Here is an 11188-nt window from a genome sequence, read left to right on the forward strand (position 1 = left end):
TTCCATGTAGGGGTTAATAAATAAAAACAGATTTTAAATAACTGAATGGAATATTATTGGCACTTATTTACCATGACATGAACAGGTTTGCCTTTTCCTTCAAACTGAAGGCTCCAGACATACTTACCATCTTCTTTAATATCCACAACCGTATCAGTACCGTAACCACCAAACGTTAATGGTGTTAATTCACCAACGTTCATTCTATTTCCTTTTGCAGTAAATTGTGGGAACCACAACTCGGTCGCATACTGCATTTTGTATGAGCCTACTTTTTCTTGAACCACCGCTTGGTAGAAGTTATTCCCTTTGTAAGTGTATTGACGCTGAGGCACGTGTTTCCAATCGGAATCCGCAAACGTACCCACCACAAATAGTGGTTTAGAAATTGGTCCTTTCGCCGTGCTATCTGGGTTGTCACACGCTTTCATGAAAGCAACCACTTCGTCTTGAGACATATTAACAACTGGCTCTGCGGCCGATTCAGGTTCTGCCGTCGATTGACAACCTACTAAGGCAACAAGTAGGGCAGCAGCAAGAGAGGTCTTCATCATGTTCATTTCACGTAATTCCTTTTTAGTATATCCAAAGCAAAATAAACTCAACGACTAAAATAAATATTAATCGTTATTAAAATGGAAATATCGAACGCTAAATATCGTCGGCTTGAGAATTTAAATCACTTCGAGAGTTTTATTTGTTTCCTAAGCTAAAAATATAAGTTAGGAACTGTCATTAATTATTGATCTAACCAATATAAAAAACAAAGCAATAAAAATAATTATGTGAATAAGGTAACTCTATGTAGGGGTATTTTTATTAGTTTATTTTCTATGAAAAAAGGCCAGCATTTCGCTGACCTTTTATATTCGATTATTTTTTATTTACGGCTTTCACAAACACTTCTTGTGCGCCTTCAATACCTAGCTCTTTTGCTTCATCAAGCAAGGTGAGTGCTTTCGGAATATCGTTCGCTGCGACTGCCGCTTCAATAGAGCTGTGGTAGTAGCTAGTGAGATCCGAACCTTGAGGAATGTTGTCGTTTTTCGCAACAATCTTGGTATTCACGATATCATTCGCGGATACCGAAAAGCGGAACTGACCCAATGGGCTATGTTTCGCGAGAGGGTCTGCAATATCTGGCGGCTGAGTATGGCGCGCCATGGCGAAGGCTTTTGCAGGGTGTAGAACTTGTGTACTTCCTTTTAGATCGGCGGAAGTCGTGTAAACCAATACATGCAGATCATTACCTGTCATGTCTGGAATCACATTGAGATCAAGTACGAATTTATCGTTGTCCAACAGTTTTGCTGGTTCGTACTTAAACTTTGAGAAATCGGCTTGGTAAATGGTTTCTCCTGCCGAGTTCATCACTGCGACATTTGGAGCATAAAATTGAAGTTCTTTACTTACGAATGTCTCTAATTTGATATCGAGACTGCCACGATTGCCCGGAAGAGCGAACGCTGCAATTGCGCCAGCACTGTTGCCATCCAACAGCATTTGGCTTTTATCAGTCAAAGCGAACTCAGTAACCACAGGCACATTAAGCGGTACCCATTGAATATCACCCGATTGAGTGATTACTTGTTGCTGACCTTTTGGACTCATCTCTACTTGTTCTACGGACGCACAACCAGTAGCCAACATGCCCAGCAGTACGGGAGCAAGCCATTTTCTCATTACTGTCTACCTCGACTCATTATTGTTTTTGAAATAAATACAGCCAGATAGGTTCTGGCTGTATCATTCTAGGACAATTTAGGACTTAGTGGTTAGATGATTACCACCAAGCTTCAGCTTGTACACCGAATTGGAACGTATCGTCTGAACGACCGTTATCAAATGTGTTTGAGTTGTCTTCTTTGTCAGCCGTTAGGTAAGAAGCGTAAACACGGATTTCAGGACGAGCCCAGAAGCTAGAGCCAGCAGACCATGCTTGAGCAACAGTTAGCTTACCGTATTTGTTTTCTTCGCCGTCGTTATCGTCGATAGCGTAGCCAGCTTCGAAGATAGTTTTGTGGTTGTCATCCCATTTGTACATTGGACGAACAACAACAGACATTGTTTCCCACTTGTCTTGGCCAGCCCACATGTCTTCACCAACACCGTATACTAGTTGGTGACCCATTTCCCAGCTGTCGCCCATGCCGATTACACCCCAGTTGATTAGGCGGTAACCAGATGCACCATTATCCGCTTCTGCACCGTACCAGCTACCGTCGCCGTAGAACGCCATTGTTTTTGAGTAGCCTTCAGTACCGTACTGGAATACAGTTTTGTTGAAACCAGAGTCTAGACCTTGAGTCAACTCTGCTGTGAACATTACGCCGTTTTTCGCATCTTTAGTGCTGTTTGGCGCAGCGTCAGTTTCGTTAAGAATCGCGTAGTTCAAGCCCATTTCTAGAGAACCGTTGTCCCATAGAGGAAGACCTGCGTAACGTACGTCTAGAGTGTTAACGTTTGTTGCGCCGCCGTCGTTGCCTGTATCTACGATATCGCCACGGTCGTTACGAACCCAAGCGAAAGAAACTTTACCTGGACCTGCTTCGATACCTTCAACACCAGCGCCCGCGCCAGAGATGTTCCAGTAGTAGAAGTCAGAGATATGGATGTCATGACGTTGGTAGTAACGCTTACCAGCCCAAAGTGTCGCTTCTGGAGCAAAGTTTAGTAGGCCTTTAGCTTGAACGTTGAACTGACGTAGAGCGAATTGTGCATCGTCTACACATTTCACGTTGTTTCCGTCCATACCACAGTTAGTTGAAGTACTTTCCCAGTCGTTTGAACCGTTAGAAGTCATTGCGATCATAGAGTCTACGTAGAACGTTTTACCGTTGTTGTTGTAAACTTCTTTACCTAATTGAATCTCGCCGTAAATATCACTCTCGTTACCTAGACGACCAACCTTGTTCTTTTCGAATGTTAGTTGTTGACCACCGTCAGCGTTCACGCCAACGCCAGCACGCATGTAACCGTGGAAGTCCACTGCGAAAGCAGAACCAGCAGCTAAAGTTGCAGCAACAGCAGCTGCAATTACACTTACTTTTTTCATTCTTAACTCCATTAAGGGTATTTATAATTCTGTCTTCCCTGCTCGCCCTCAGGTGAATATAGGCAGTAAAAACGCACCTAAAGAAAGAGAGGTAAGATGGGAACGAATCCCCGTTTGTTTCAACAGTTATAAGACTACCCGAGGGGTACAAGGATGACTTCCTCCGCCCCAAACTAATTTAGGGGGGATGAGAAGGGAGTAGAGAAATTACCGCATGGTGTTTTTTCGAGTCAGATCACCAATCTAGGGAGGAATTAGTAAGTTTCTTCGGTTTTGAGCCGCTACAAAGTGATAGCTAATTCATATTTTTGACCCGAAGTCGTCATCTAAAGTAATTAAATTACACGAATATTTTTCTATTTAAGGTGGTTGACCTTAGTAAGACAAAGTTTTTAACTTATAGTTTCCTAAAGGTAGCAATAAATAATAAATAAAGTATCTCCGATGACACGACTTTTCTCTCGCCCCTACCCCCTAGGCGCAACGTTAAATAAAGAAGGCTGTAACTTCTCTATTCATGCTCCGGGTGTAAAAGATATCCAGCTGGCATTGTTTGCAAGCGATGGCAGCTATAGTTTGCATGACTTACCCAATGAATATGCGGGTATACGTCATACCTTTATTCCCGATATCAAACCGGGGCAAAAATATGGTTACGTTGTCACACATAGAGATGAACCATTACTCATCTCTGATCCTTACGCCAAATCTTTAGATAAAGCCCTTCACTACCATCCTCCTTATACTCCAGCCAAAAGTTTTGATATGCCGAAATGCGTCGTGATTGAAGACACTTTCGACTGGCAGGAGACGGATAATCCTCGTATCCCGAGAGAGGACATGGTGCTGTTTGAGACGCACGTCAAAGGGCTTACGCAATTACATCCAGAAGTCAGTGCAACCACCAAAGGGCGGTATCTTGGCCTTGCTTCACCTCAAATGCTGGCGTTTTACAAACAGCAAAACATCAACACGTTGCAATTGCTACCTATCGCCGCGTGCATGCATGAGCCACATTTATTGGAGATGGGTAAAGTCAATTATTGGGGTTACAACCCTTATTTGTTTATGGTGCCCGATCCTCGTTACGCAGAAAAAGACGCGGTAACCGAGCTCAAAACCACCATTCGTGAGCTGCACAAGCATGGGATCGAAGTGATTCTGGATGTGGTTTACAACCACACAGCAGAAGGAGGCGAAGGGGCGACGGTGTTTAATCTCAAAGCGCTCGATTCTCGCTTTTACATCAAACACGGCAATCACTTCGCCAACTACACAGGTTGTGGCAACACGGTCGATCTCACCTATCAACCAGCATTAAACCTAGTTATGGACACGCTGCGTTACTGGGTTAGCGAGTTCAAAATCGACGGTTTCCGCTTTGATTTGGCCGCCACTTTGGGACGTCAAGGGGATGATTACAGCCCGGAAGCGGCATTTTTCAAAGCCGTCGCTCAAGACCCGATTTTGCGTGAAACCAAATTGATTGCCGAGCCGTGGGATATTGGCCCTAATGGCTATCAAGTTGGTAACTTCCCATTTGGTTGGAACGAATGTAACGACAAGCTGCGCGATATTTCCCGCAGTTTTTGGCGTGGTGATCAAGGCTATTTGAAAGAGTTTGCCACTCGCCTTATGGGTTCTCGCGATATCTACAGCGCCGCCAACTGGCCATACAAACTCACGGTAAATTACATCACTTACCACGATGGCTTCACGTTGCAAGATTTAGTCTCTTACAAGCACAAACATAACGAAGCCAATGGCGAAGAGAACCGCGATGGCCACGGTGACAACCGCTCAGAAAACTACGGCGTAGAAGGCGAGACGGAAAACATCATGATCATCGCCACGCGTGAGAAGCAAAAACGCAACCTGATTGCGAGCTTGCTCTTTGCGTTTGGTATTCCGCACATTTTGACCGCCGATGTATTGTCACACTCGCAAGGTGGCAACAACAACGCCTACTGCCAAGACAATAAAACCAGTTGGATCAACTGGAGCGAGACAGAGCGTAAAGCGCACTTCAAAACTTGGATGGCGCAAATGGTCGCAAACCGTCACCAATACATGGTGCCTTTCATCCGTGCTTTCAGCGGCGAAAATCGCAACAACAACCGCATTTTCTGGCGTCGAACCGATGGCCGATTAATGGAACACGACGACTGGAACCGATTAAGCTCCGTAGCGCTTCACTTAGGCATTGGTAAAGACGGACAAGAGTTGGTTTACCTCATCAACCAAACGAACGCCACTGCGCGATTTAAGCTGCCAAACGAGCGTAATCAAGAATGGGTAACGATTTGTGATACCAATGTGCGCAACCTCAATCCTGGGCACGCAGAAGGTGAAGTCTTGCTGTCACCGACCTCGATGGTGATTTTGCATTACCAGCCAAAGCCAAATTCGCCACAAGGTGAGCCATTGCAAAGCTAGCCAATACAACACCTAAAATAAAAAGCCGATACAAACATCTGTATCGGCTTTTTTCATTGCTTGCAGACAGATACCCCAACATAAATCTTTGAACACCAGTCAGCCATAAAACTCATCACCTAGATAATTGGGATATGCTCTAAGAAAACTTAAATAGCTCATTTAGTGTTGTAAGCATTAATGAACCCTTGTATATTTATGGACCATTACAGTATATGAACCAACCCAATGAGGAATGCGGTCATGGCGACTTATATATACACGCGCTACTCTCCAAAAAATAAAGCCCACAGTGAGCACCTTGCTGCGTTGCGCGAGGCCGCTCCTGATGCGCTGCATTTTGAAGATAAAATTCGTGGCTGCGTTCCCCCTTCAGAAAGAGAAGCGTTTCAAAAACTTAGCAATACGATTCAATCTGGCGACACCATCGTGATGTGGTGGCTGACAGCATTTGGTCGCGATTTTAGTCAGGCTCTCAACGCCATTCGAGCCTTGCTTGAAAAAGGCGTCACACTAAAAACCGTATGTGAACCATTGACGTTTGAACCTGACTCAGAACAGACGAAAACGTTACTCGCTTTGCTATCAGGTTATGGAAAGGTACAAATTCAACATCGGTTGTTCGCGGCAGAGCAAGGCCGCCAAGCCATTAAAGATCAACCAGATTTGTGGAAACAGAAGTTCCGTGGCCGCCCTGCTGACCGGGAAAAACATCGGCTCATCGCGGCGTTACTATTAGAAGGGAACACGCTGTTAAGCGTGGCAGAGCAATGCGATGTCAGCTTGTCGACGGTTAAACGAGTCAAAGCAAAATTGAGCGAGTTTGATGAAGATGGCGCTCTAAGAACGCGAAAAAATGCCGGATTCGCCGATGGTGAATCATCATGAACCGTCCCATCAATTTCCGCACGATTCTATTGGCATGTTTGATCATCAGTGTTGGCCAACTGAGCATGGGTTTAGTGATGCCTTCCCTACCTTGGATCGCCAAAGACTTCTCAGTTTCACTCGATCAAGCGCAGCTCCTCGTGAGTATTTATCTACTTGGATTTGGCCCTTCCCAGTTCATCTATGGCCCAATGTCCGACGCATTAGGGCGCAAGAAAGTGCTACTCGCTGGTTTGCTGATCGCAATGTCTGGCTTGCTGATGATCATTTTCTGGAGCCATACGTTTACAGGCATGGTCTTAGGCCGCTTTTTGCAAGGCTTGGGGACGGGTTGCTGCGCGGTGTTGGCTCGGGCTTCTACTCGCGACCAGTTTAGCGGGAATGAGCTTCCCGTCGCGATGTCTTACATTGCTATGGCAGCGTCCATCACGCCGTTGATTGCTCCTGTGATTGGTGGGTTCATTAACTTCCACTTTGGCTGGAGCATGGTGTTCATTTCATTGTTGGGTTACGTGTCACTCGCTTGGATCATCATTGCGTTTCGATTCAAAGAGACCATCACACGACGCTCTGCAATCCCTTCCCCAGCCAAAATGTTGGTGCAGTATCGTGATTTGCTCTCGTCTCGATATTTTATGAGCTTTGCGAGCATCAGTTGGCTCAACTTCAGCTTGATGATCACGACCGTCTCCGTGATGCCTTTTATCATGCAAGACCAAATCGGGATGACATCGGACGAATACGCCATGTGGGCACTGATCCCCGCGTTAGGTATGCTCGGCGGCACAACCATTTGTAACCGCATCCGCCCCGTCATCGGAAATAAGAAAATGTTGCTTTGCACACCTGTTTTGCATATCAGTGCGGCACTGTGGTTGTTTTTCTGCCCGGTAGAACCCTTGTATTTGATGATTGGACAATTGTTGATGATTCTTGGCAATGGCATTGCGTTGCCTTGTGCACAAGCACTTGTGATGCAACCATACAAAGAACAAGCGGGCGCGGCGGCAGCCATGTCTGGCGGCGGTCAAATGGTGGTGTCTTCCTTGGTGAGTATGACGCTGGTGCAACTTGGATTGAGTGAAGCGTGGCATTTGTCGTTGGTTGTAGTGCTGTTTACCGCCATCACCTTGACCAATATTCTACGTGGGTTCAACACTGAAGAAGCGCAACAACACCGAGAGGTGGCAGAGAAAGCCAGCTAATGTCACCGACTTAATTGAAGAAAGAAAAACGCCCACTGTATTTCGTGGGCGTTTTCGTAGGGTTTCAAGTCTTGTTGCGTTTACTGCTGGGCAACGCTCACCTTTTTAGCTGAGCTGCGGTAATCAAACTCAAAACCGATGCCTTTGTCAGTAACGTCCATCTTCATGCCACCCGTTAGCTCGTTTTGGAAGCTCACTAGCACGTCTTCGGGAAGAGGCTGGCCTGTCGCCATTGATGCTTTTTCTAACACTTCCAGAATACGCTCTGAGTCCATGCTAAAGCTCAACAAACCGTTTGGCTTCAACTCTTGAGCCATCACGTCCTTGCTTGCTTCTGCCGCGTACTCGCCGCTGTATAGCGTTAGGTGGCTGCCATTTAAGCGTGCAAACACGTCCATCTTCATGCCAGTGTGCATCTCTAACAAGTCACTTACGTTTACAGGTTGATTGTCTGGTTGCAGTTGAAGCTGCGCCAATTCAGGAACTAGCATTTGCGCAGTTTGAATCAACATGTTTGGATCTTTCGCAGACAGAGTAAACATGCCATCCATTTGGCTAAACACTTCGCCAAACTGTGCATCAGGATTGATGTTCAGATCGAACAGTTGCATGCTCAACCCTTTCAACCCATTCAGCATGCCAGAGCCCATGCTCACCGCTGCCGCCGGGTTTTGTCCGCCCATGTCTTTTTGCATTTGGCTCAGCAGCGCACATTGGTATTGTGGCTGAGTTATCTCTGTCCAAATTTGACCAATCGATGGCGCAAGCGTATTGATGTCGATGCCTAGCGCCAAGCTAAAGAAGCTCTTATCGCTGTTAGACTCGGTTAACACACCACGAATCGATTTAAGCGCATCGACGATCACTTTGTTCTTCGACTCAACAACAAAGCCGCCTTTGATTGACGCTTGCTCACCGTTTAGCTTGTACTCCGCAAACGCCACCGATTGAGGCCAGTTTTCTGCAATTTGCGTAAACTCGTTATGACAAACTGGTGTGCGCATTTCCGTAATGTTTGGATCGACATTAAGACGAGTTAATTGACGAGCAAACATGTTGCCATCAACAGTGGTTAAACCTTTGATGATTTCACGATGGTCGATGTAGCCAAAAGAGTTGTTGTTTTTACCATACTGAGTTTGGATGGCTTCAGCACGACCGCTATCCGCTAATGATTGGGTTGGAGACTCAAGACCCAGCGCCATTTTCAACGGGTTAAGATCACCCAACTCCGCGATATCCACCGTCACGGTTAGCACGTTGTCGATAACCGCCACAACTAAGCCAATGCCATCCTGCGGATCTACTGCATCCGTCATTTCATAACGACGGTACTCCACCGTTCCCAGCTTCACTTTTTCGTGTGCCACGCCGCTCATTTGCTCTTCGTGATCCAACGTTTTCCAAAGCGCCTCTGGATTCTCGATTGGCAGTTTGTAAACTGGCACCATACCGAGCGTGTAAAGCACTGGGTTGATCTCATCGCCTGTACCTAAGTACGCTTTCAAAGTTTCTGGCGACGCAGCACTTTTTAAGTATCCGTCAAACAGATCGATCGCAAACTGCTCTTTTGGTGACAGCTGCTCACCAACAAACATATCAGACATGGTCATTTGATTGGCAGAGCCAAACGCGTTCACATATTCGTAGTGTTTGAAAGGTTCTGTTTGGAAAGTAACTACGAGCGAATCGGCTGGGATTTGCGCCAATAGTGAGCTTGAACCGCTCTGAGGAAGGTTATTTTGGTACAGGTACCCAGCGGCCCCCGCTGCTGCGACCACTGCTGTAGCCAATAATAGTTTTTTCACGACCAACTCCGTTGTTAGTTATATCGGTTCGTAAATGCGTTTTGCATTCGAGTTTTAAGCCTTAATAAATCGAGTTCTGTAGAGACGAATTACAGTTCTCCTACACCGCCAAACACTGGCTAATGAGTGCTCTATCGGCATATCAACCGTCATCATAAAGATCCGTCGCCAGTTATCAATTTAATGAATATTAATTTCTTAAAATATCCGCAATTTATAGGATAAACCGTGAAGTATGTTGAATTGCACATTCATACTATTGGTAATTTCGTCACTCTAAAGTGCCAAACATGCAACACCGACCAAAATTAACCCAACATTAAATCCGCACTGAGTCTTTTATCAAATATCGGAAAACGGCTCACGACCTGACACTTCTTTCCAATTTGCCTCTGGCAGTCCCCTGTGGTTTTCCTTACAGTCGAGCTCACTCAGTGACGAGGCTTATACCAGAATACGATCATTACGACATGATGAAAGACCAACTGACGATCTCGATATCAACCATCAATGGCTCCAAGCATTGGTATTTCAGTAAACGGATGCAACGCAACCTAAAAACCTTTTTAGGGCTATTTGTACTGACTTTGGCAGCTACCGCCATTCTCATAAACCATCTTTACGCGCGGGTCGATAGCGCAGCGATGAAACAAGCGCAGCTCACCGAGCACTCACGCAGCATGGGCGAAGAGCTCAGTACATTAAAGGCGTTGAAGTCTGAACTAGAAAACGACCTTTCAGAGCGAGAGGAGCGGGTTCAGTTGGTTTCCGAACGCTTAGGCGAGCTAGAAAAAGTGCTTGGCGTGGACAATCACGCCACCAATGAAGATTTGGATACTCGACTGGATTCAGCAGCGATCACTTCGAATGTACGAACGCTGATGCTCAATCAAATTCCAAACGGTTCGCCTGTGGGTAAAGTTCGACTTTCATCCGGTTTTGGCAAACGTATTCATCCTGTCACCAAGGTAGCGAAAATGCACCGCGGATTAGATTTCGCGGTGAACATCGGAACAAAAATTTATGCCCCTGCCGATGGCGTGGTGGAAGTCACTCGTCGCAGCAATACCGGCTCTGGCAACTTTCTGAGGCTACAGCACTCTTTCGGTTTTACCAGTTCTTACTCGCACTTAAAGAAATTCAAAGTGCAAAGCGGCCAATTCGTAAGAAAAGGCGATTTGATTGGGATTTCTGGCAACAGTGGGCTCTCTTCTGGCCCACATCTGCACTACGAAGTGCGCTTTGTCGGACGAGCATTGAACCCAAAACCGTTTGTTGATTGGAGCCTTAATAATTTTGAAGATATCTTTACTAAGGAGCGAAAAATACGATGGGAATCTTTGATAAAAACCGTGGAACAACGAGTAGCTCAGCAGCTTCAACTCTCATCGCCAAAGGCTGTACTGTTAGCGGAGAACTCAAAGTAGAAAACGACGTCCAGATTGACGGCATCGTCGATGGTCAACTGAATGTCGAAGGCACGTTAGTCGTTGCAGAAAGCGGTAGAGTCACTGGCGATGTGTATGCCAAGCAGCTGATCATCAATGGTATTCTGGACGGAAACTGTCACGCAGAGCACATCCAAGTACTCACTAAAGGCCGTGTCAGTGGTAAAATCTGGAGCAACAATCTGAGCATTGAACCGGGCGGTAAGTTCTTCGGTGAAGCAGCAGAATTGCCAGAAAAAGAAGTGGTCAGCCTGAAAGGCAAAGTGCAAGAAAGCGCAACGGCGAAAGACAACAGAAAGCGACTCGCGCGCAAAAGCGCATAAAAAAGACGGCGATTAAGCCGTCTTT

General features: G+C 46.0%; 9 protein-coding genes. 5 read left to right on the plus strand and 4 right to left on the minus strand.

Annotation, left to right across the window (positions count from 1 at the left end; genetic code table 11):
• Nucleotides 1-53: 53 nt before the first annotated feature.
• From OU793_RS01870 to OU793_RS01880, 3 genes are all read right to left on the minus strand, one after another.
• Nucleotides 54-560: a hypothetical protein gene (locus OU793_RS01870; protein WP_025535575.1), complete on the minus strand. Its 507-nt coding sequence runs from the start codon at nucleotides 558-560 to the stop codon at nucleotides 54-56.
• Between the two features lie 313 nt (nucleotides 561-873).
• A complete protein-coding gene (locus OU793_RS01875; RefSeq protein ID WP_017447177.1) occupies nucleotides 874-1683 on the minus strand; it encodes a MalM family protein in 810 nt (269 codons plus the stop codon).
• Nucleotides 1684-1783: 100 nt separating this feature from the next.
• Nucleotides 1784-3055 carry a maltoporin gene (locus OU793_RS01880; protein WP_140056400.1) on the minus strand — a complete coding sequence of 424 codons (1272 nt, stop codon included), beginning with the start codon at nucleotides 3053-3055 and terminating at the stop codon, nucleotides 1784-1786.
• A gap of 444 nt (nucleotides 3056-3499) precedes the next feature.
• Here OU793_RS01880 and glgX point away from each other — a divergent pair, with 444 nt between their 5' ends.
• The 3 genes from glgX (at nucleotide 3500) to OU793_RS01895 (ending at nucleotide 7584) form a co-directional block, all read left to right on the plus strand.
• Nucleotides 3500-5491: a glycogen debranching protein GlgX gene (glgX, locus tag OU793_RS01885; protein ID WP_159408129.1), complete on the plus strand. Its 1992-nt coding sequence runs from the start codon at nucleotides 3500-3502 to the stop codon at nucleotides 5489-5491.
• A gap of 243 nt (nucleotides 5492-5734) precedes the next feature.
• Nucleotides 5735-6379: a recombinase family protein gene (locus tag OU793_RS01890; RefSeq protein WP_015313664.1), complete on the plus strand. Its 645-nt coding sequence runs from the start codon at nucleotides 5735-5737 to the stop codon at nucleotides 6377-6379.
• Nucleotides 6376-7584: a multidrug effflux MFS transporter gene (locus OU793_RS01895; RefSeq protein WP_005458342.1), complete on the plus strand. Its 1209-nt coding sequence runs from the start codon at nucleotides 6376-6378 to the stop codon at nucleotides 7582-7584. The genes OU793_RS01890 and OU793_RS01895 overlap by 4 nt, the downstream gene beginning before the upstream one ends.
• An 80-nt stretch (nucleotides 7585-7664) precedes the next feature.
• Here the strand turns inward: OU793_RS01895 and OU793_RS01900 are convergent, their stop codons facing one another.
• Nucleotides 7665-9392 carry a hypothetical protein gene (locus OU793_RS01900; protein WP_025506223.1) on the minus strand — a complete coding sequence of 576 codons (1728 nt, stop codon included), beginning with the start codon at nucleotides 9390-9392 and terminating at the stop codon, nucleotides 7665-7667.
• A 473-nt stretch (nucleotides 9393-9865) separates the two neighbouring features.
• Here OU793_RS01900 and OU793_RS01905 point away from each other — a divergent pair, with 473 nt between their 5' ends.
• Entirely contained in the window at nucleotides 9866-10819 is a 954-nt protein-coding gene (locus OU793_RS01905) for a M23 family metallopeptidase (protein ID WP_005455166.1), read from the plus strand.
• Complete coding sequence (locus tag OU793_RS01910) at nucleotides 10723-11163, plus strand: polymer-forming cytoskeletal protein (RefSeq protein ID WP_274647720.1); 441 nt, start codon at nucleotides 10723-10725, stop codon at nucleotides 11161-11163. Before OU793_RS01905 ends, OU793_RS01910 begins: the two co-directional genes overlap by 97 nt.
• The last annotated feature ends 25 nt before the right edge of the window (nucleotides 11164-11188 follow it).

The organism is Vibrio sp. VP6 (assembly GCF_028823755.1).
GTDB lineage: Bacteria > Pseudomonadota > Gammaproteobacteria > Enterobacterales > Vibrionaceae > Vibrio > Vibrio parahaemolyticus.

Bases quoted from the DNA above. Each gene is read 5' to 3' on its own strand.
- OU793_RS01905 (WP_005455166.1), top strand. From the start codon at position 9,866: ATGAAAGACCAACTGACGATCTCGATATCAACCATCAATGGCTCCAAG.
- OU793_RS01890 (WP_015313664.1), top strand. From the start codon at position 5,735: ATGGCGACTTATATATACACGCGCTACTCTCCAAAAAATAAAGCCCAC.
- OU793_RS01880 (WP_140056400.1), bottom strand. From the start codon at position 3,055: ATGAAAAAAGTAAGTGTAATTGCAGCTGCTGTTGCTGCAACTTTAGCT.
- glgX (WP_159408129.1), top strand. From the start codon at position 3,500: ATGACACGACTTTTCTCTCGCCCCTACCCCCTAGGCGCAACGTTAAAT.
- OU793_RS01875 (WP_017447177.1), bottom strand. From the start codon at position 1,683: ATGAGAAAATGGCTTGCTCCCGTACTGCTGGGCATGTTGGCTACTGGT.
- OU793_RS01870 (WP_025535575.1), bottom strand. From the start codon at position 560: ATGAACATGATGAAGACCTCTCTTGCTGCTGCCCTACTTGTTGCCTTA.
- OU793_RS01895 (WP_005458342.1), top strand. From the start codon at position 6,376: ATGAACCGTCCCATCAATTTCCGCACGATTCTATTGGCATGTTTGATC.
- OU793_RS01910 (WP_274647720.1), top strand. From the start codon at position 10,723: ATGGGAATCTTTGATAAAAACCGTGGAACAACGAGTAGCTCAGCAGCT.